13 protein-coding genes, 1 other RNA gene and 5 pseudogenes are annotated in these 21030 nt (G+C 48.7%); 6 read left to right on the top strand and 13 right to left on the bottom strand.

The genetic code is table 11. The annotated features are described in order from the left end of the window. Positions 1 to 36: 36 nt before the first annotated feature. The 3 genes and pseudogenes from JCM14374_RS11185 to JCM14374_RS11175 form a co-directional block, all read right to left on the bottom strand. Positions 37 to 633 (bottom strand): annotated as a pseudogene (locus JCM14374_RS11185) (SDR family NAD(P)-dependent oxidoreductase); the annotation flags it as partial. 226 nt (positions 634 to 859) lie between these two features. Then, positions 860 to 2680: an ASKHA domain-containing protein gene (locus tag JCM14374_RS11180; RefSeq protein WP_157049093.1), complete on the bottom strand. Its 1821-nt coding sequence runs from the start codon at positions 2678 to 2680 to the stop codon at positions 860 to 862. 55 nt (positions 2681 to 2735) lie between these two features. Beyond that, positions 2736 to 3062, bottom strand: coding sequence for a hypothetical protein (locus JCM14374_RS11175; protein WP_054697308.1), 327 nt, complete (start codon positions 3060 to 3062; stop codon positions 2736 to 2738). A 250-nt stretch (positions 3063 to 3312) separates the two neighbouring features. On the opposite strand from JCM14374_RS11175, the gene rnpB reads away from it, so the two are divergent. The 3 genes and pseudogenes from rnpB to JCM14374_RS11165 all read left to right on the top strand — a co-directional run bounded on the left by rnpB (position 3313) and on the right by JCM14374_RS11165 (position 7553). After that, positions 3313 to 3693: RNase P RNA component class A (gene rnpB / locus JCM14374_RS11275), an RNA gene on the top strand. A gap of 741 nt (positions 3694 to 4434) precedes the next feature. Then, positions 4435 to 5633 (top strand): annotated as a pseudogene (locus JCM14374_RS11170) (thiolase family protein). Positions 5634 to 5717: 84 nt separating this feature from the next. Then, entirely contained in the window at positions 5718 to 7553 is a 1836-nt protein-coding gene (locus JCM14374_RS11165; protein ID WP_054697305.1) for an acyl-CoA dehydrogenase family protein, read from the top strand. Positions 7554 to 7753: 200 nt separating this feature from the next. On the opposite strand, the gene JCM14374_RS11160 is transcribed toward JCM14374_RS11165, so the two are convergent. From JCM14374_RS11160 to JCM14374_RS11120, 9 genes and pseudogenes are all read right to left on the bottom strand, one after another. Beyond that, positions 7754 to 8725: an acetyl-CoA carboxylase carboxyltransferase subunit alpha gene (locus JCM14374_RS11160; RefSeq protein ID WP_054697302.1), complete on the bottom strand. Its 972-nt coding sequence runs from the start codon at positions 8723 to 8725 to the stop codon at positions 7754 to 7756. Next, entirely contained in the window at positions 8709 to 9596 is an 888-nt protein-coding gene (gene accD, locus JCM14374_RS11155) for an acetyl-CoA carboxylase, carboxyltransferase subunit beta (RefSeq protein ID WP_242848979.1), read from the bottom strand. Before accD ends, JCM14374_RS11160 begins: the two co-directional genes overlap by 17 nt. A gap of 51 nt (positions 9597 to 9647) precedes the next feature. Next, complete coding sequence (fabZ, locus tag JCM14374_RS11150) at positions 9648 to 10067, bottom strand: 3-hydroxyacyl-ACP dehydratase FabZ (RefSeq protein ID WP_054697297.1); 420 nt, start codon at positions 10065 to 10067, stop codon at positions 9648 to 9650. A gap of 140 nt (positions 10068 to 10207) precedes the next feature. Further along, a pseudogene (gene fabF / locus JCM14374_RS11145) lies at positions 10208 to 11451 on the bottom strand (beta-ketoacyl-ACP synthase II). 15 nt (positions 11452 to 11466) lie between these two features. Next, on the bottom strand, positions 11467 to 11706 hold the full coding sequence (gene acpP, locus JCM14374_RS11140) for an acyl carrier protein (RefSeq protein ID WP_054697295.1): 240 nt from the start codon (positions 11704 to 11706) through the stop codon (positions 11467 to 11469). A gap of 70 nt (positions 11707 to 11776) precedes the next feature. Next, the gene (gene fabG, locus JCM14374_RS11135; protein WP_054697292.1) at positions 11777 to 12517 is read right to left on the bottom strand and encodes a 3-oxoacyl-[acyl-carrier-protein] reductase; all 741 of its coding nucleotides are present in this window, start codon (positions 12515 to 12517) and stop codon (positions 11777 to 11779) included. Next, on the bottom strand, positions 12502 to 13437 hold the full coding sequence (gene fabD / locus JCM14374_RS11130; RefSeq protein ID WP_054697289.1) for an ACP S-malonyltransferase: 936 nt from the start codon (positions 13435 to 13437) through the stop codon (positions 12502 to 12504). The genes fabG and fabD overlap by 16 nt, the downstream gene beginning before the upstream one ends. After that, a pseudogene (locus tag JCM14374_RS11125) lies at positions 13431 to 14313 on the bottom strand (nitronate monooxygenase). Before JCM14374_RS11125 ends, fabD begins: the two are co-directional and overlap by 7 nt. Positions 14314 to 14377: 64 nt before the next feature. Beyond that, positions 14378 to 15363, bottom strand: a pseudogene (locus tag JCM14374_RS11120) (beta-ketoacyl-ACP synthase III). 272 nt (positions 15364 to 15635) lie between these two features. On the opposite strand from JCM14374_RS11120, the gene JCM14374_RS11115 reads away from it, so the two are divergent. The 3 genes from JCM14374_RS11115 (at position 15636) to JCM14374_RS11105 (ending at position 20195) form a co-directional block, all read left to right on the top strand. Then, positions 15636 to 16676, top strand: coding sequence for a Y-family DNA polymerase (locus tag JCM14374_RS11115; protein ID WP_172674215.1), 1041 nt, complete (start codon positions 15636 to 15638; stop codon positions 16674 to 16676). Positions 16677 to 16801: 125 nt separating this feature from the next. Next, on the top strand, positions 16802 to 17050 hold the full coding sequence (locus tag JCM14374_RS11110) for a DUF6504 family protein (RefSeq protein WP_054697283.1): 249 nt from the start codon (positions 16802 to 16804) through the stop codon (positions 17048 to 17050). A 49-nt stretch (positions 17051 to 17099) separates the two neighbouring features. Next, the gene (locus JCM14374_RS11105) at positions 17100 to 20195 is read left to right on the top strand and encodes a DNA polymerase III subunit alpha (RefSeq protein ID WP_054697282.1); all 3096 of its coding nucleotides are present in this window, start codon (positions 17100 to 17102) and stop codon (positions 20193 to 20195) included. A gap of 166 nt (positions 20196 to 20361) precedes the next feature. Here JCM14374_RS11105 and JCM14374_RS14915 read toward each other — a convergent pair whose 3' ends face one another. Further along, positions 20362 to 21030, bottom strand: coding sequence for a copper amine oxidase N-terminal domain-containing protein (locus tag JCM14374_RS14915; RefSeq protein ID WP_242848978.1), 669 nt, complete (start codon positions 21028 to 21030; stop codon positions 20362 to 20364).

The following is a 21030-nucleotide window of genomic DNA, read 5'->3' as shown; positions in this document are numbered from 1 at the left end:
TAATTAAACCTAAAAGAATATCCCCCGGCCGAGATTTTACACGTAACAGGACAGTCCCCCATCGACCATGAATATATTACCCGTCAGCCACCTGGATTCATCGCTGGCGAAGAAAACCACACTGCCGTCCATATCTTCAGGATAACCTACCCGCTTCATGGGGAAGAGCTTGTTTAATTTGTCCATCTTGCCAGCGGCTTGCAGGCGGTCAATTTCCCACTGCATCATAGGGGTGATTATATGCGAAGGGCACAGGCAGTTCACCCTTATCTGCGGACCCAATTCGTGGGCCAGAGCGCGGGTAAGATTGACAACCCCGCCTTTCATAGCGCAATAAGTGCTTGAACCCCGACTTCCCAGGACTCCGAGTATGGAAGCCACATTAATGATACTGCCCCCATCGTTTTCCAGCATTAAAGGAACCATAACCTGTGACACTTCAAAAACACTGCGCAGGTCAATACGGTATATGTAGTCAAATTCCTCCATAGTGATTTCCAAAAACGGTTTGCGCATACCGGAGCCGGCATTGTTGACCAGAATATCGAGCCTTCCCCATTCTTCTTTGAGCATAGCGCACATTTTCTCTATGTCGGTGCGAAGGGTTACATCAGCGGGACACGCCAGGGCTTCCCCGCCGGCTTTTTTATCTGCTCCACCGTCTCCGCCAGGGGTTCGGGTCTGCGCCCGCTCACCATCACCCGCGCGCTTCCCGCGCCATAGCTATGGCTGCGCTCTGCCCGATTCCCGTACCGCCTCCTGTAACCAGTGCCACTTTCCCTTTCAGCCTCATTGCCATTCCCCCTTAAACTCTTCTAATTATTCTAATTCTCCGCTGCGTAATAAATCCCTGCCTTGTTTACGGATTATTTGTTAACGTAAAATCTAGATGCTGGATAAAGAGGTCCTGAAAGCCCGGGTAAGATGCCAGTTCGACATATTGTATCTTATCCCTTATAGCGGTGGCCTCGCATCGTTTCCTCTCTGACAGCAATGCTGCTGCCGCTCCCCGTGCGGCGGTATTGCCAGCGTTTATAATTTTCTTTTTATCCACTTGTGGCAAAAGACCTATTGTCATGCAGTTTTCAGGATCTAAATACGTGCCGAAGGTTCCCGCCAAAATAATACAATCGAGATCGCGGTGATTTATACCCGCCTCCCGCAATAAAACATCGATGGCGGTTCGCAGAGCAGATTTAGCCAGCTGCACCTGGCGTATATCATCCTGGGTTAAAACCACGGGGTTTAATTCCTGGCTTAAAACTATCGAGGGGCCGTTTTCGCTCCTTATAACAGATAGATTTTCAGATGCGCTCGGGTTAATTGTTCCCCGGGCATCAATGTACCCGGCTTTTAACAAACAAGCGGTCAAATCAATCAGACCCGAACCGCAGATCCCTCTGACCGCAGCATTGCCCAGAACATTGAAAACCAGTTCTCCCTCTTCCCGCAGCCAGCAGCGGTCTATAGCCCCTTCACCGGCGCGCATGCCGCAGGTTATATTTCCGCCTTCCAAAGCCGGTCCGGCAGCAGCAGACGCTGCCCACATCTTATCCCGGTGATTCAGTACTATTTCGCCATTGGTTCCAATGTCAATGAACAAATAGGACGCCGTTTTATTTATATCCAGAGATAAAAGCCCGGCAACCGTGTCAGCACCTACAAACCCTCCCACCTGAGGAAGAATGAATACCTCGGCCTGGCCTCCTAATAAACCAGGGGCTGAAGCGGGAAAGGTAAGATGATCTCTGAAAACGCCGCAATAAGGAGCATGTGCAAAACCTGCCACATTTATTTCCGCAAACAGATGCAGCATAACCGGATTTCCCACCACAGTATAGCGGTATATACTGTCCGCTGACGATCCTATTTGCGCCAGCATCTCTGCAATCATGCTGTTCACATTATTTATCAATACCTGCTGTAACTCATGCAGGCCATTTTCATTTTCCATACAGTAAGACACGCGAGAAATGATGTCTGCTCCATAAACACGCTGCATGTTGCTTCTGGAGGCTACATGCAGCGTCTCTCCGCTCAGCATATCCAGCACTGCTGCAAACAAACTGGTTGACCCCAGGTCAAGAGCAATTCCTAAAATCTTTTCCGGTCTGCGCATCACCCTGGTTACTTTACGGCCTTCAACAACTAAAGCATACAGTTCCAGAGCCGGCCGGCCAGCCCGATCAATAGCAGCCAGAAAACTAATATTATCAAGGGACAATTCCAGGGCGCAGGATGGCAATGCGTCCGCCAGGCGGCTCAATACCGGCAACGGTTGTTCCCGGTCCATGCCGGGAATAAAAATACGGCGTATCTCGATAGAATGGTCAAGCGGATATTCTTCCCCCGGTTTAAAAAATACCCGGGTTTTTCTATCCTGATCTAAGCTGTAGAGCTGAACCTTTATCTCATTTTGCACTGAACAATAACAGGCCAGCCGTTCACCTGCCTTGAGTTCCTCTGGCAGCAAATGGCGCCGTTCCGCCTCACCCGGAGGTTCGATTTGGCCTTCCACCTTGAGTTTACATTTGCCGCAGGTCCCTTTGCCGCCGCACGTTCCGCCTGTTTCCAGGCCATTAGCCGCAATAATATCCCACAGCCTCCGACCCCTGTCACTCCAGCAAGAAAACGTATGACCCCCGCTATCTATTATGTCGATTTTAATTTCGTTTGACATGTTTTTTCCCCACAAGCGAAAAAAGGCGGCATTGCCGCCTTTTAAATACAAGTTCTTATTCCTTGGTCTCAGCCATCAGCGTAAAAGCGAAAATAAAGACCCAAACCAGAGAGGCTCCCAGAGCTATAGTAGCCATGTTAATATCGCCCTTTTCGGTCCATTCCGCATTGCCCATAGAATACAAAACATTAAAAAATACCAAACCTAAACCGGTCAAAATAAAGATGGCCTTTTTAAACCCGGCTGATAATTTCATGGTCTTGGCCCAGCCACAGAACTTTAAGAAAATATACACTGCCACCAGAATCACAGCAATGGTAAATAACGGATTACCAAAGATCCCTGGCGCAGGCGGATTTCCTGAAGCAAAAACCGCTAACACTTCTTCACCCCCCTCTTAGGAACTTCCTTATTTGTCCAGTACCTGATTACCGATCCAATAAAGAAACCAGTTATTAAAATAATACCCAGTTCCCTCGTAATACATCCATTCTAGTTGAGTATTCTCTACAAAATCCTCGTTTCCTGCTTAGATTCATTTTTTTTTCAAAAAGTTCACCTATATCTAGACCCGCTTTACTTTTTTCCCTCTATTCATTATAATAGCTTGGGTGTTAAATTCAATTATAAAGTAAGTAAATTGAATAGTCGCGGGTGAAAGCCCGAGGAAAGTCGGAGCTCCGCAGGGCAGGGTGCTGGATAACGTCCAGTGGGGGCGACCCCAAGGATAGTGCCACAGAAACAAACCGCCGATTAATGTGTCAAGGGGATGTGTCAAGGGGACGGTTCTCCTGACACCTTTTTAACGGTAAGGGTGGAACGGTGAGGTAAGAGCTCACCAGCATTCAGGTGACTGAATGGCTAGGTAAACCCCACCCGGAGCAAGACCAAATAGAGGAACTTTGAAGTGGCCCGCTTCGTTCCCGGGTAAGGTCGCTAGAGCTGGCAGGCAACTGACAGCCCAGATAGATGACTATTCCAGACAGAACTCCGCTTACAGGTTTACTTACTTTAAATAATAACCGCTTATCCGGCGGTTATTTGTTTTTTCTGTAGCAGAGACAATTTAGGCATTGCTCCTGCGGATATAACAAGCTGCCAGAGGACTTTGGCAGTAATATCGTTTTATTTGTCATCATGACGCAAATATTGTTTCATGTATTTTTTGATATATTTTTTCAATTCTAAAAATATTTTAATCAATACTATTCATCAACAAACTATGCTATATTTTTTAGCAGAATAGTATACGGCATTATGGATCGACTTTAGTATTACTGAGTTCTAATTCCCATAATTGCGCGACTATTTGCGCTATTGCAATATATCTCAATTAACTTATGGTTGTTTGAGGTGTTTATATATTGTAAAAATGCAATACGCATTGTTTTTTTGCACAGTCGCGCTGATAAAAAATATATTATTTTCCCCCCTGCTAGGATTTGCACGAAAAATATAGATATGAAATACGTGCAGATTCATCTTACGTTGCCTGTTTGTATTCAGCACAAAGCCCAATCAACCACAAATACGCTTAAAATGCTCCCAGATTATATAGTCTATGTCTGGCATATTTCTTGCTTAACTATTATTGTGTGAGTTTCTTTAAGGAGGTGACGCTTTAAGATAATACTCCATCTAAAATAACTAGTATTAACTACAGCAGCAATATTTACAGAGAAAATTTAGCCGTGTTTTATCCCCCGTAACAATCCCATCTATATAAGACGAATAGAAGGAAGGAGTGTTATAGGTTGAAGGAAGTCGTAATCGTAAGTGCATGCCGCACTGCTATCGGCAAGTTTTTGGGCAGTCTCAAAGACGTATCAGCTCGCGATCTGGGCATCACTGCAGGTAAGGCTGCGGTAGAAAGAGCCGGCATCCCGGCTGACATGATTGATGAAATAGTATTGGGAATGGTTTATAACCACCTGCAGGGATCACTAATAGCACGTCAAATTGGTCTGGCAGTTGGTCTCCCGGTTCGAAGCAATGCCTGCAATGTAAATCAGAACTGCGGTTCCGGTATGCGGGCCCTGGATGTAGCCTGTACCAACATTATGTGTGGAAAAACCGATATAGCCTGGTAGTAGGGGCAGAAAATATGAGCAGTGCACCCTACATGCTGCCTAAAGCCAGAGCAGGTTATCGCATGGGACCTGGCACAATCGAGGATTCTATGCTGCATGACGGGTTGTTTGACCGTCTGGTTCCCGGTCACATGGGATTAACCGCTGAAAACGTAGCCGAGAAATATGGTATTACACGTGAAGAATGCGACCAGTTGGCCCTGATGAGCCACCAACGCGCTACCAGGGCTGTTAAAGAAGGAACCTTCAAACGTGAAGTTGTTCCGGTAGAAATACAGAGCAAGAAAGGCACCATTTTATACGAAACTGATGAGCATATGATTCCCGATGCCAATCTGGAAGCCATGGCCAAACTGCCCCCAGCCTTCAAGAAAGGCGGAGTGGTTACCGCCGCTAACGCTTCCGGTATCAATGACGCTGCCGCCGCAGTCGTGGTTATGTCGAAGGAAAAAGCGATTGAGCTCGGTATAAAACCCTTGCTGAAAATGATCAATATTGTCGGTGAAGGCGTAGCTCCCGAAGTAATGGGCCTGGGTCCGGCGGTTGCTATTCCCAAGAGCCTAAAACAGGCGGGTATGAAATTCGAAGATGTTGATTACTGGGAAATCAACGAAGCATTTGCCGCCCAGTTCCTGGGTGTTGGCCGCATGTTGAAAGATGATTTCGGTATGGAAATCGATATGAACAAGTGCAATCTTAACGGTTCCGGTATTGCTCTCGGACACCCGGTAGGATGCTCAGCCCTGCGCATAATCGTAACCATGTACTATGAACTGGAACGGCAGGGCAAAACCGTCGGCGGAGCTTCACTCTGCGTAGGCACCGGCCCGGCTTTGGCTTCACTCTGGACCAGAGATATCTAATAAATGTTTAAGGGTTAAGTTTTAATTAATAATGTTATTCTCCTGGGGAGTATAAAAATAGAAATGTCAGGGGGTTTTATATTAATGTCTGCAAATTTTGCTTATTTGAATACCAGAGATCTTGAATTTATAATCCAGGAATGGCTGCCCAGCGAAAAGGTTTTTAACTATGACCAGTTTAAAGACTATTATTCCAAAGATGATGTTAAATCAGTCCTGGCTCCTATCCTCAAGATGGCCAAGGAAGTAGTTGAACCGACCAATGATGATGGCGACAAGAATCCGGTCAAATTGGTTGACGGCAAAGTAATCCTTCCCAAAAGCTTCGGCCCGCTGTTCCACATGCTGCAGTCAGAAGGCTGGGGTACCAGCAATATTGATAAATCCGAAGACGCCATGGTTATGCCTCATGTGCTGCACGCCGCGGTTTGTGAACTGCTCTGTGCCGCCAATCCGACCTTCTATCCTTATATACTGCTCACCAGCGGCGCTGCCGATCTGATTCAGAGCTTTGCCGATAAAGATCTGAAGGACATTTTCCTGCCAAAGATGATGGATGGCACCTGGTCAGGAACCATGTGCTTAACCGAACCCTCTGCCGGTTCCGATGTGGGCGATATTTTATCCAAAGCCTTCCCCACTGACGACCCGCGCATCTTTAAAATCAAGGGACAAAAGATATTCATCACCGGCGGAGACAATGACTTCACTGAAAATACTATTCACCTGTATCTGGCCCGGGTTGAAGGCGCTGTAGCCGGTACTGCCGGTATCTCGCTCTTTATCGTTCCTAAATTCTGGGTAAATGAAGACGGCAGCTTAAGCGACAATGATGTAGTCACTACCGGAGTTGAGCACAAACTGGGCCAGCATGGCTCCTGCACCGCAGCCCTGGCATTCGGTGACAATGGCAACTGCCGCGGCTACCTGTTAGGCAAAAACCCGCTGCAGAACGACGGCAAAGGCGAAGGTATGGCCCAAATGTTCCAGATGATGAACCTGGCCCGTATGGAAACCGGTCACATGGCACACTGCTGCATCGCCAACGCTTTCTACAATGTCCGCGACTACGCCAAGGACAGGGTACAGGGTCGCCCCTTTACCAACCCGCGCGGAGAAAGAGTAACCATCATTAATCATGAAGATATCAAACGCACTCTCTTAATGGGTAAGGCCCATATGGAAGCAACCCGCGCCATGCTCATGAAAGCCCTCTTTAACTTTGATATTCGTGAACATGACCCCGATCCGGCTGAAAGAGCCAAAGCCAATGCCTATGTTGAAATGGTAACCCCGCTCTGCAAAGCCTATCCTTCTGATGAAGGCTGGTGGCTCTGCGGTGAAGCCATCCAGGCTTATGGCGGATACGGCTTCTGCGAAGAATATCCTGTTGCCCAGATTGCCCGCGACATTAAAATCTATTCCATCTGGGAAGGCACTAACTTCATCCAGTCCCTCGACCTGGTAGGCCGTAAGATGGGCATGCAGAAAGGCGCCGTTTATGCTGGGTTTATTCAGGAAATGAAAGACTTCTATGCCGCCAATAAAGATACGGCTGGCTTGGAGAAAGAGTTCCGCAATTTTGGCCGGGCTCTGGAGGCCAATGACAATATCCTGCAGGCCCTGGCAGAATGGAAGAGCAGCAATCCGGCTCTGATTCCGACCTATTCCCGCCGGGTCCTGACCGCTAATTCCCAATTGCATGCTTCCCACCTCTTGCTGGATCAAGCTCTGATAGCATTGAAAAAACTGGCTGAACTGCCAGCTGACCACTATGATGTGAACTTCTATAAAGGCAAAGTGGAAGCGGTTCGTTACTACCTGCGCAATGTTACCCCTCATATCTGCTACCTGGCAGATGTTATTGTCGATGCTGACACTTCAGTACTTGATGTGCCAATCGAGGCCTTCAACTACTAGCAATAACTCCTTCTATCTTAGACACCTCCGCAGTTTCGCGGAGGTGTTTTTTTTAAGAAACCGATTTGCCCCAGATGCGCACAGATTACGCACTGATGTTTTAATATTATAATGTAGCTATCAGGTTTGAGAAATTAGAATTACTCCGGGGAAAATATATTGTTAGTCGGTTATAACAAATTGTAATCATCTGTGTTAATCTATAGCTCATTCTGCTCTAATACCCACTGGCTGCCCAAGGACCGTAAACGAGCATATCTTTGCTCAATAAGCTCTTCTCTGTTTTTATTCATTAGAAGCGGAAGCTGTTTCATTAACGCTGCTCTAATCCGGGTCGCGGTGGTCTCGAAATCGAGGTTGGCCCCGCCTACAGGTTCCTCAATGATTTCATCTATAATACCCAGCCGCAATAAATCAGGAGCGGTCAATTTTAAGGCCGAAGCCATTTCTTCAACCTTTTCAAGGTTCTTCCATAATATTGAAGCGCAGGCCTCGGGTGAAGCCACAGAAAACACAGCATTGGAAAGCATAATCAAGTGGTCGCTTACCGCCAGAGCCAATGCTCCTCCGCTGCCGCCTTCTCCGGTTACGATGGCAATAACCGGTACTCTCAGCCCGGCTAAAGTCATCAGAACTTGAGCAATAGCCAGGGCCTGTCCTCGCTCCTCTGCGCCCACCCCAGGATAGGCGCCCGGGGTATCTATAAAGGTTATGACCGGCCGGTTAAATTTTTCCGCCTGCAGCAAGAGGCGCTCCACTTTGCGGTATCCCTCGGGGCTCGGCATGCCAAAATTACATTCCAAATTATCCCTGGTGTTTTTCCCTTTGCGATGCCCCAGAACAGTAACGGGCTGTTCCTGAAACAGCCCTATTCCCCCGCATATCGCTCTGTCTTCGCTAAACAGCCGGTCACCGTGCAGTTCAATCCATTCTTCACAGAGGTATTTGATATAATCAACCGTTCCCGGTCTATCAGGGTGCCTGCTAAGCAGAACCCTTTCCCAGGGGCTTAAAGACTGGTAGCGGGCTTCACGTATACCTGACATTTTGCTTTCCAGGTCCAGTAATTCATGCTTGAGGTTAAGATCCAGGTCACCGGCTTGTTGTTTCAGTTCTTCGATTTTATCCATAAAGCCCTGGTATTTTTGTTCAAAATCAAACTGTTTTTTCATGTTGCCCTCCCTGGTGAATGCGGAGAATAGAGGTCAGCGTGTCTTTTAATTGCGCGCGATCCACTACCATGTCTAACATACCGTGTTCCAAAAGAAACTCGGCGCGTTGAAAATTATCGGGCAGCTGATGTTTTATGGTTTGTTTAATGACACGCGGACCGGCAAAACCAATTAATGCCCCTGGTTCGGCAATAATGATATCGGCCAGGCTGGCAAAACTGGCTAAAACTCCTCCAGTAGTGGGATTAGTCAGGAGGCTTATGAAAAGCAGCCCGCTGCGTTGAAATCGCTCCATCACCGCACTGGTCTTGGCCATCTGCATTAGAGACACCATGCCTTCCTGCATACGGGCTCCTCCGGAAGCAGCCACAATAAGCAAAGGGCATCTCTCCGCCATGGCCTTTTCAGCGGCCCGGCAAACCTTTTCACCCACTGTTGCCCCCATGCTGGCCATCATAAAACGTGATTCCATAACCCCTAATACCAGCCTGAAACCATTAACAGCCGCATAACCTGTGATAATAGCTTCCCTGCTGCCGGTCTGCCCCTGGGCATGGTTAAGCTTGTTTTCGTAATCCGGGAAATCCAAAATATTCCGTGATGCCAGACCATTATCAAATTCAGCAAAGCTGCCCTCATCTGCCAGCAGCCGGATTCTTTCTATCGGACTTAACGGGAAATGGTGGCGGCAGTGGCTGCATACCCGGTATTCGCTCAAGGCTTCCGGGGCAGCTACATTTGCCGAGCAGGAAGGGCATACCCGCTGGCCGGGAGACTCGGTCAGCCGATTCATTTCATCACGGTTTACGTTTATCTCAATATATTTGGTTTTTCCCAACGGGTTTATAAACATTTTATCCTGACCTGCCATGGTTTGAGGCGTTTATGGTTGTCACTGCCAACCTCTCGCCTTACATCCTATTTAACCCAGGGCAAACAGGAATTCACCTCCACAGATGGTCTCTCCATCAACCTGAACCTGGCCTTTAGCCTTGCCTATGTTCCCTCTGATTTTTAATAACTCGGTAGTTATACGCAAAGAGTCCCCCGGTACGGCTTGCTTTTTAAATCGCACCCGGTCGACTCCCGCCAGGTAAGGCAGGACATTTCGATATTTCTCCTGGTTCAAGATTGCGCAAGCTCCTACCTGCGCCATAGCCTCTATCATTAAAACCCCGGGCATAACCGGATGACCGGGAAAATGCCCGGCAAAGCAAGGTTCATTTATGGTAATATTCTTTATGCCCGTCGCCTTTACGCCCGGCACGACTTCAATAATTTTATCCACCAGCAGAAAAGGATAACGGTGCGGCAATACCGCCATAATCTCATCGATATTCATAAACAGATCTCCCTATTGTATTGTAATAGAAGTAATTAACCACAGATGAACACATCTGTATCCCAGATACACACAGATGTATTCATTATCAATCGGGAAGAAATAATTTATCTGTGTTAATCTGTGTTGAATCGCAGCCCCTAATCCTTGAACTTGCGCACTACCAGCGCGGCGTTGTGGCCGCCAAAGCCCAGCGAATCCGATAAGGCGATATTTAATTCCTTATGTCGGGGCAGATCCCTCACATAATCCAAATCGCAGAAGGGATCAGGGTTATCGATGTTAATAGTCGGAGGAGCCACATCATTGTGCACAGCCATTACACTGGCTATAAGCTCCACCGCCCCTGCCGCCCCCAGCATATGCCCGGTTAACGGCTTGATGGAACTTATAAGCAGGTTATCAGCATGAGGACCAAACACATTTCGAATAACTCCTGTTTCCATCAGATCATTGAGCGGGGTTCCTGTACCGTGAGCATTGATATAATCAACATCCCAGGGATTAATGCCGGCATCGTCCAAAGCCATTTGAAAAGCCAGCTTAGCTCCCCGGCCTTCAGTGTCAGGCTGAACCATGTGATGGGCATCAGCGCTGGCGCCATAGCCAATCAGCTCCCCATAAATTTTTGCCCCGCGTTCCAGGGCATGGTTTAATTCCTCCAGGACCAGAATACCGGCGCTTCCCCCATAACAAACCCGGAACGTTCCAGATCAAATGGTTTACAGGCCTTCTTAGGTTCATCGTTTAAGGTAGACATGGCTTTCATGGCACAGAAACCGCCTATGGCCATGGGAGTAATAGAAGCCTCTGTGCCGCCGCAGATCATGGCTTCAGCTTTGCCGTTCTGCACCAGTTGGAAAGCCTCGCCGATAGAATTGGTAGCAGAAGCACAGGCGGTTACCGTACAGGCACACGGTCCTTTACATCCCAGCATGATAGCGACCTGACCGGCAGCCATATTGGGTATCATCATGGGTACGAAGAAAGGGCTTACTCCCCCCACTCCCTTTTCTAACAAGACCATATGCTGTTTTTCCATGGTTTCAATACCGCCTATGCCGGAACCTATCCACACTCCGGTCTTGCCAGCTTTTTCCGGGTCAATAACCAGTCCGGCATCATTTACCGCCAAACGCGCCGCCGCACAGGCAAATTGCACAAAACGGTCCATACGCCGAGCATCCCTGCGAGCCACATAATCCTCGACCTTAAAATCATTTATCTGTGCTGCAATTCTGGTTGGAAATGCAGAGGCATCAAAACGGTCAATATGATCAATTCCGCTTTTTCCCTGCAGCAAATTGTTCCAAAACTCGTTTTTGTCATTACCGATGGCGCTGATTACGCCTACACCGGTAATTACCACCCTGCGTTTTTCCACTTCATCACCCCAAATTTACTTATCGGCCAGCAGGTTTTCAATATATTCCACAGCATCCCGCACGGTTTTCATTTCTTCGGCGGCCTCTTCGGGAATAGTAATGTCATATTTCTCTTCCAGCAGCATCAGCATCTCCACAACATCCAGTGAGTCGGCTTCCAGGTCATCAGCGAAACTGGCATCCATAGTAACAGCGTCTTCCGGTAAATCTTTGATCTCCATGATTATCTGCTTCATTACTTCAAATACTGGCATTTTGTAAATTCCTCCTTAAATTAATATTTATTCAACTTTCTGAGTCGACTTGTAAACCATACTGTACTTCTCAAATCATTCCGCCATCAACCGGCAGGACCTGACCATTTATATAACTGGCGGCAGGGGAAGCCAAAAAGGCGGCTGCGCCTGCAATATCCTCTGGTTTGCCCAGCCTCTTCGAAGCGATAGACTCAAGCAGCCGGGCGGTCTGTTCATCATTGAGCGACGCTGTCATAGCGCTCTCAATATAGCCCGGGGCAATAACATTGGAGCGGATGCCCCGCCCACCGTATTCTCTGGCAATAGAACGGGAAAAACCCAACAATCCGGACTTGGAAGCGGCATAATGAGCCTGGCCGGCATTGCCGCTGATTCCTACCACGGAAGAAATATGGATCAGACAGCCATAACGCTTGCGGATCATGTGCTTCACCGCCGCCCGGCTGCAGTAAAATGCCGAATTAAGATTAGTGCGGATTATATCATCCCAGTCATTATCGCTGATGCGCATCAGCAGCTGGTCTTTATTGATACCGGCGTTGTTGACCAGTATATCCACCTGCCCCAAAGAAGCGACAACTTGTTCAATCATGGCTTGAGCTGACTGCGAGTTGGAAACATCCGCCTGCACTAAAATACCGCTGCTTCCCCCCGCCTCTATTTGGCTCAAAACCTCCTGGGCATTGGCTTTATCATTATCACGGTAGTAATTTACCGCCACCCGGCAGCCTTTACGTGCCAGTTCGAGCGCAATGGCCCGTCCGATACCCTGCGAACTTCCGGTTACTACAGCTACTTGTCCCTGCACAGCTTTTCCACCTTTTCTTTAACTTTTTCCAATGATTTTAAATCTTCCACATGCCCCAGCATCCGTTCACGGTCAATCCTTTTAACCAGACCGGATAAGCTGGACCCAGGACCTATCTCAACAAAGTAATCAACCCTGTCCAGCATATATCTGATACTCTCTTCCCACCTTACCGGTGAATACAACTGATGCACCAGCATTTTTGCCGCAGTATGAGCCGGGTTTTCCCGGCCATTAACATTGCTGACCACAGGTTGCTCAGGTTCTCTCCAGTTTAGTTTTTCCAGCCGGTCTTTCAGCTGCAGGCTGGCCTTATACATCAGCTGGCAATGGGAAGGCACAGTTACCGCCAGGGGAACCACCCTGGCTCCAGCCTCTTTTAAGATTGTCCCCGCTTTATCCACAGCTTCCTTTTCTCCTGATATCACCAGCTGCGCCGGACAGTTGTAATTAGCTACCGCCACATAACCCTCAGTTTGCAGGCATATTTCATCAACTTTTGCGTTGTCCAAGCCCAGTACCGCTGCCATAGCTCCTTGGCCGGGCGGAACAGCTTCCTGCATCAAACGACCCCGGAACTGCACCAGGGGCAGGGCTTCGGCAAAACTCAGCGCTCCCGCCGCTACCAAAGCTGTATACTCGCCCAGGCTTAAACCTGCCAGCATCTCGGCTGCAAAACCCAATTTCTTAACTACTTGCAATATAGCCAGGCTGCAAGTTAATATAGCCGGCTGCGCGTATTCAGTTTGATTTAACACCTCCGCCGGACCAGCAAAACATAATTCACTGAGTTTGTATCCCAGGATTTCATCAGCATTTTTAAAAACCAGTGCCGCCTCAGGATAAGTATCGGCGATTTCTTTACCCATGCCCGGATACTGTGATCCCTGACCGGGAAAAAGGAATGCTAATCTTAACATATTATGCCCCCAATTTGCTGTTTTACCTGCCGGGCGCTTTTCAATATATCGGCCACGATATCGGCTGCCGGTTCGATTTTATTTACCAGCCCGCAAATCTGCCCGGCCATCACACTGCCCTCTTCCACATCGCCTTGGACGGCTGCCGCCGGGTAGCGTCCTTTTCCCAGCTGCTCTAATTCCTCTTTGCTCATGCCGTTGCGTTCACATTGAAGATAATGACGGGTAAAACGATTATGAATGACCCTTACCGGATGGCCGGTAGTAACTCCGCATACTTCCGTGTCACGATCTTTGGATTTAATAACTTTTTCCTTATAAGCCAAATGAGCATTACATTCTTCAGCACAGACAAACCTTGTTCCTACCTGTACCCCCTGGCGCCCAAAGCCAGAGCAGCAATAAAACCGCGGCCATCTGCTATGCCTCCGGCAGCTATTACCGGAATATCTATGGCATCAGCACCATGGGTACCAGGCACATGGTAGTCATTGCACCGACATGACCACCCGATTCAGTCCCCTCGGCAATAACCGCATCCGCGCCCAGACGGCTGAGCCGCTTGGCCAGAGCTACGGAGGCCACAACGGGAATAACTTTTATTCCGGCGTTTTTCAAAGCTTCCATATAACGTCCGGGATTACCGCCTCCAGTAGTTACTACCGGAACTTTTTCATTGATAATTATCTCTACGAGATGCTCAATATTAGCAGCCGCCAGCATTAAATTAACCCCAAACGGCTTATCGGTTAATTGACGCACCAGATCAATTTCTCCCTTAAGCCAGCTGGCCTCAGCCCCTGCGGCTCCTATAACGCCAAGTCCTCCGGCCTGGGATACGGCTGATGCCAGCCTGCCCCCGGCTATCCAGGCCATAGCTCCCTGAATCAACGGATATTCAATATTTAACAAATCACACAAAGGGGTTTTAAAAACCACTTTAACTCCTCCCCCAGCGCAGTAAGATTCCGCCAAAAGTTAAACCCGCTCCGAAGGCTATCATCAAAACCAGGTCGCCGGCCTTAAGTTTGCCTTCGAGTTCAGCTTCAGATAAAGCCACCGGTATGCAGGCCGCTGACATATTTCCGTATTTTTGTATGTTAAGCAAGGTTTTTTCCAGGGGAATTTCGCTGCGCTTGATAGCCGTCTTAATAATACGCAGGTTGGCCTGGTGGGGAACAAAGAAATCTATATCCTCGTATCGCAAACCGGCCTCGCCCAGAAGCCTGTCACCCACCTCTGGAATAATAGAGGTGGCGAACTTGAATATTTCCTGCCCGTTCATCCGGGCAAAGTGCATTTTGTTTTCTACGGTTTCATGGCTGGCAGGTATCGCCGAACCGCCGGCTGGCATATAAAGGTGCCTGGCTCCCCTGCCATCAGCGCCCAGATAAGCGCTGAGGATTCCGTTTCCGCCATCTCCGCGGCCAACCACGCGGCCCCAGCCCCATCACCGAACAAAATGGCGGTATTACGGTCACTGTAGTCCACCATGCGCGAACACATTTCGGCTCCAATAACCAGGATGTATTTATTGTCAGGCGAAAGCAGAAACTTTTCGGCAACGCTTAAAGCATAAACAAAACCGGTACAGCCAGCACTCAAATCAAAAGCGGCGGCATTCCATGCTCCAAGGCGTTCCTGAACCAAGCAGGCCGTAGAGGGGAATAACATATCCGGTGTGGAAGTAGCTACAATAATAAGATCCACTTGTTCAGCTTTAATCCCGGCGCGTTCCAGGGCCATCTGCGCGGCTTCGTAAGCTAAATCAGATGTGGCCGTCCCGGGGGCTCCGATCCGTCTTTCTCTGATCCCGGTCCTTTCAACAATCCACTGATCATTGGTATCGACCATCCGTTCAAGTTCCTGGTTAGTCAATATCCTGGCAGGCAGTGCGTGCCCCACACCATATATTTGAATTTTCAATTTAGCACCACCATTATGTGATATTTCGACACGTTTATACTATATTTAAGCAACCATGTTGATAAAAGTCAAGGTTATTGTCGGAATATTGGGATAATTCCTTACTTATAGTCTGTTTTTCGGACAACATTATTTTTATTAAATTCCATTTATCCGCTTCTTATTATGCTTCCTTCATCTTCCTATTGACCGAACATTTGTTCTGTTGTAGTATGACTATACAAATAGAACATTCGTATGGTGACCGTATGCGCGCGATTGTATACTTCAGATTGAAAGAAAAAAAGCAAAACCTGTATGAAACATGCCTGGAAATGTGCAGCACCTGCACTCCCCTGGTAGAACCCATAAATAATGACGCGGTTTTTCTTGACTTGAGCGGATGCGGGGAAAGCCTGACAATAATCAGAAAGATAGCCCGCTGCATTTACAAACAGGCTGGTTTTTCATTATCGATTGGCTTGGCTGCTTCCAGGTTTATGGCCCGCATGGCGGCAGAATGCCAGGATTATTCGGTCTGTCCTCCAACCAGCTGCCGTTTTATTTCCTGGCCCGAAGCCCGGGTGTGTGAAGTTTTCCCCGGGCATGAAAAAGCGTTCCTGGCTGAACTGCCTCTGCACGATTTTTATCCTCTGCCGCCAGGAAGCAAAAAAAAGCTGATCCGTGCAGGTTTCAGCCGGTTGGGAGAGTTATTTGAACTTTCCCCCCATCGTCTTTCCATCCTTTCCGCTCAGGATGGTTACCTGCTGGCTGCTCTCCTGCAGGGTATAGACCCTACGCCGGTAACCGGGCTGTATCCTCCATCACGTTTGAGCTACCCGGTGCATTTTGCGGAAAAATGCGCTGATCTGCAGATTATAGAAATTGCCTTGAAAGAGGCTGCCTATAAACTGGCTGCGCTTCTGGAAGCAAAACATAGTTCGTGTTTATTGCTGAGCCTGGAAATTACAAGCGGCGAGGACAAATATATCGCCAAACGCAAGCTAAGCAGCGGATGCTGCCGTTTTGAACACATGAGTAATATCCTGCTGGGCCTGTTTAAGCGGGGCTGCCCGGAGAACGCCATATCCGGCTTCCTGATAACCCTCTCAGATTTACAAACCTTGCAGTTCTGCCAGCCTGATTTATTTACACACAGTTTTTTTTACGAGCAGGAACAGCGGCAGGAAAAGCTGGAAATGATAATGGAAAGCCTGGACAATCGTTTTCCGGGGGTATTGCGGAAAGGATTGGCGGGGGATCGCCGCGAACAGATCCTGGCCTTTTTCGACCCCTGGCGATTAGATTTGACGCAAGTACAGGGGACCGATTAACACAGATTTAACACGTATACACACAGATAATAAGTAAGTTGCTTTAATTTGCATAACGCTAATTTCCCTGCACTTTACAAACTTATCTGTGTTCATCTTTGGTTATTAGTGAAAGGTTATTATTTATGAGCAGGATTTTAAGACAGGATTTGCGGGTGGAATGTGATCGGGATGGTTTTCCGCTGGCTTTGCAAATTCGGGGAAAAATATATCCGGTTCGCTTTATACTGGAACGCTGGCGGGACACCGGGTGCTGGTGGGAAGGAGAAAGCGAGAAATTCTTCTTTCGTGTGCAATGCGCCAACGGTGTGATCTGCGAGCTTTTTCAGGACCTGACCAGCCGTAACTGGTTTTTATATAAAGTCTATGACTAAGAATAGAGGAAGGCTTGTAACTCATAATTGTTAAAGGGGGATGGGGTGATTGTCTTTTGTACATTTGCACTGCCACAGCCCTTTTTCTTTTCTGGATGGGGGCAGCCGCCTGGAGGACCTGGTGGCCAGGGCGGCCGAACTGCAAATGCCCGCTCTGGCTATTACTGATCATAATAATGTTTGCGCGGCGGTACAATTTTCCCGCCTGGCCAGGGAAGCCGGCATCAAACCCATACAGGGCGCGGAAATAGAGCTTGAAAACGGCAGCCATCTCACCCTGCTGGCTCGAAATGCCAGAGGGTATGCGTCCCTGTGTACCCTGCTTACCCGAGCCCATTTCTCCCATCCCCGCTTGCAGCCCCGCCTGGCCTTTGAGGAACTTGCGGGGTTGGAAAACTGCATAGTGCTTTCCGGCTGCCGTCAAGGCGAAATAGCCGCCCTGATTCTGCGCGGGAATTATCTTGCAGCCCGCCGCCGGGCTGAAGAGTACCTGCAGCTTCTGGGCAGAGATAATTTTTATATAGAAATGCAGGATAACCTGCTGCCGGGAAACCACCTTCTGAACCGGCGTTTGCTGGAACTGGCGGATGAATTAAAGCTTGAGCCCGCAGCTACCAATAATGTTCATTATTCCAACAGGGAGGACTTCATTATCCATGATTTGTTATGTTGTGTGCGCAGCCTGAGCAAAATACAGGAGATTAATCCCCTGCGTCCTTTAAATGCAGAGAACTACCTTAAATCCGGGGAAGAAATGGCAGGTCTTTTCGCTTTTTGCCCCCGGGCTCTGCAAAACAGCCTGCATATCAGTGAAGAATGCGAACCGGTATTTAAGAATAACCGCCTTCATTTTCCGCGTTATGAACTGTCTGGGGGAGATGCTGCGGCCAAACTGCGCCGCCTCACCCTGGTCGGGGCCAGACAGCGATACGGGGGCTTGAATCTGCAGACTATGAACCGCCTGGAACACGAACTACAGGTTATCATACAGATGGGTTATGCCGGTTATTTTCTGCTGGTGCACGATCTGGTGGGCTTTGCCCGCCGGGAGGGTATCCGTTATGCGGGGCGCGGTTCTGCCGCCGATTCGCTGGTGGCTTATTGCCTGTATATAACCGAGGTGGACTCCCTGCAGCGAGGTCTCTTGTTTGAACGTTTCATGAGCCCGGAGAGATCTGAACTGCCTGACATAGATATAGATTTTGAGGCCCGTTACCGTGACCGGGTTATTGATTATGTCTATAAAAAATATGGCGCCGAACGGGTGGCCAGGGTGGCAGCTTATAACACCTTTCGCGCCCGCTCTGCACTGCGCGACATCGGTAAAGCCCTGGACCTGGATGAAAATGAACTGGATGGTATCGCCAAAATGATGCCTCCTTTTGCTTATGCTGATGATATGCGCGGTCTTATGGAAAGGCTGCCGGAACTGCGTGAAAGCCCCTTGCGGGAAGAACGATTCCGGCTGCTGCTGGATGTATGTGAGAAAATTGCCGGTTTTCCGCGTTTTCTCAGCACACATCTGGGGGGAGTGGTGATAAGCGACTGTCCCCTGCAGGAACTCACTCCCCTGCAGTATTCGGCCCTGGGGCCGGTAATATGCCAGTTCGACAAGGATGATATAGAAGGTTTGGGCCTGATCAAACTGGACCTCCTCTCCCTGCGCACCTTAACGGCCGTAAATGATGCGGCCAGGTTTATTAAGCAGAGCGGGAAGAATCTGGACTACGATTCTATCCCCCTGGATGACCCGGAAACTTATGAAATGATCAGCAGCGGTGAAACCATCGGCATTTTTCAGTTGGAAAGCCCGGCACAGAGGGCTTTGCAGTCCCGGCTGGGAGCCAATCAGATGGAGGATATTATCGCCAGTATGGCCTTGATCAGGCCCGGGCCTATTAAAGGGAACATGGTTGAGCCCTATATCGCCCGGCGTCAGGGCAAAGAACCCATCAGCTTCCTGCATCCCCGTCTCCAACCCATATTGGAGAAAACCTACGGGGTGGTTCTGTTTCAGGAACAGGTTATAGAAATTGCCACTGCAATAGCGGGGTTTACTCCGGGAGAAGCCGACCAGCTGCGGCGGGTTATGACCCATGCCCGTTCAGGACGAATTATGGACGATATCGGGCGTAAATTTATCCATAAGGCCGAACAGAACGGCATTGATGCGGAAACAGCCGCCGCGATTTTTGCCTGCATGGCGGGTTATGCCAGTTATGGCTTCTGCGAAGCGCACGCCGCAGCCTTTGCTACCACCGGTTTTAAGACTGCCTACCTCTTGCATCATTATCCGGCGGAATATTACGCCGCCATACTCAACAACCAGCCTATGGGCTTCTACCCTTCACACATAATATGCGCCGAAGCCCGACGGAGGGGGGTTATAATACTGCCCCCGGATATAAATCACAGCCAGATAGATTTCAGCGTTGAAATGGGCGCTATCCGGGTGGGATTGAAACAGATCAGCGGGGTAAGCCGCGTCGAGCTGGATTCAATAGTAAAAATACGCGCTTCCCGGCCTTTTAGTTCACTTAGAGAACTGGTGGAGCGTACACCCCTGAAGATAGACAGCCTGGAGAATCTTATAAAATGCGGGACCCTGGACTCACTAGATTCCAACCGTCGTTTTTTATTATCATGTTTGCCCTGGCTGCTCCAGACCCGTAACCAAAAGCAAAGCGGGCAGGGAGAAATGTTTTCTGCTATGACTTTAGAAAATTACCGGGAGATTCGCGACTTTACATCAGCAGAAAAACGGTACTGGGAATACCGGCTTATGGGTATAGAGACCGGAGAGCATTTCATGGCTTCCCTGCGGACTAAATTAGAGAAAAGAAGAATACTATCCTCCCGGGATTTAAAAAACCTGCCTGATAAAAGCGCAGTTACCGTCAGCGGTCTTTTGCTGCACCCGCACCGTCCTCCCACCCGCAGCGGCAGGATTACGGTTTTTTTCTCCCTGGAAGATGAATTCGGACTGAGCGAGGTGGTGATGTTTGAGGATGTTTATATGAAATATGGCGCGGTAATCTTCGGGAAACAACCAGGTCCTCTGCTGGTGCGGGGGAAGCTGCAGCGCCGGGGAAAAGGCGTAAGCATAGTGGCCAGCTATGTAGGAGCGCTGAGGCAAACACTCTGACACTGGTTATTTGATTTGCCAGGATGGGCCAGAGCCTATTTGTTTTTAACTGCCATTGACAAATTAATAACCACCCGGCATGAAGCGCACCCCAGATGCTGGATTGAAAGGCTCAATATTCCCAGGCGCACTTCACTCAAGTGGTTTTGGGCGCGTTCGGATTCTGTTATTTTGACTGAATGTTCACGGTGCGGGTATTGTCATCCCAGTTTACGGCTGCTCCGAATGATTCACTGATAAAACGGACCGGAACCATGGTGCGGCTATCGATTATGGTAGCAGGGACATCCAATTTTATTTTTTCACCGTTACGCGTGGCCACTTTTTGACCCGCTTGCAGGGAGATCTGCACCTTGCCTTTTTGCGCTGTCACGGTTTTGGTAGCGTCATCCCACTTGACCGCAGCACCCAGGGCTTCAAAGATCTTTCGCAGAGGAACTACAGTTCTGCCTTCGATTACCTGGGGAGGCACATCAAAACTCAAGGTTTGCCCATTTATGACTACCCTGGCGGAATTCTGCAAATTAGGATTATTAACCGGCTGCATCGTATTATTGACAGGACTTGGAACAGCCTGATTGGGCTTGCCTTCCTCAAGAAGAGCCATGGTTTTGGTTTTTACAAATTCGTGCATCTGTTGATTTATAGCCGCAGACTGCTTTTTAAATATTTCATCGTTATCAGCCATGATGCGTTCCTCAAACACGGTAACCTGGATTTGGGCTGTTTCTTCAATCATTTGTTCTATTTGCGAACGTATGCCAAGCTGATCCACTTCAGGCGGCAGCAGGCTTTTGGCGTAATTGGCCGCAAAATCTGTACAATACTGGTTCAT

This window comes from Syntrophomonas palmitatica JCM 14374 (assembly GCF_001311885.1).
Lineage (GTDB): Bacteria > Bacillota > Syntrophomonadia > Syntrophomonadales > Syntrophomonadaceae > Syntrophomonas_A > Syntrophomonas_A palmitatica.
The sequence above is the reverse complement of the archived record's forward strand: the minus strand, read 5'-3'. Positions and strand labels throughout refer to the sequence as shown.

What these genes read in the sequence shown, in the direction of transcription:
- fabD (WP_054697289.1), bottom strand. Translation starts at nt 13,437, where the DNA reads ATGTTAAGATTAGCATTCCTTTTTCCCGGTCAGGGATCACAGTATCCG.
- accD (WP_242848979.1), bottom strand. Translation starts at nt 9,596, where the DNA reads ATGGCAGGTCAGGATAAAATGTTTATAAACCCGTTGGGAAAAACCAAA.
- JCM14374_RS11110 (WP_054697283.1), top strand. Translation starts at nt 16,802, where the DNA reads ATGAGCAGGATTTTAAGACAGGATTTGCGGGTGGAATGTGATCGGGAT.
- JCM14374_RS11165 (WP_054697305.1), top strand. Translation starts at nt 5,718, where the DNA reads ATGTCTGCAAATTTTGCTTATTTGAATACCAGAGATCTTGAATTTATA.
- JCM14374_RS11160 (WP_054697302.1), bottom strand. Translation starts at nt 8,725, where the DNA reads ATGAAAAAACAGTTTGATTTTGAACAAAAATACCAGGGCTTTATGGAT.
- acpP (WP_054697295.1), bottom strand. Translation starts at nt 11,706, where the DNA reads ATGCCAGTATTTGAAGTAATGAAGCAGATAATCATGGAGATCAAAGAT.
- fabZ (WP_054697297.1), bottom strand. Translation starts at nt 10,067, where the DNA reads ATGAATATCGATGAGATTATGGCGGTATTGCCGCACCGTTATCCTTTT.
- JCM14374_RS14915 (WP_242848978.1), bottom strand. Translation starts at nt 21,030, where the DNA reads ATGAACCAGTATTGTACAGATTTTGCGGCCAATTACGCCAAAAGCCTG.
- JCM14374_RS11180 (WP_157049093.1), bottom strand. Translation starts at nt 2,680, where the DNA reads ATGTCAAACGAAATTAAAATCGACATAATAGATAGCGGGGGTCATACG.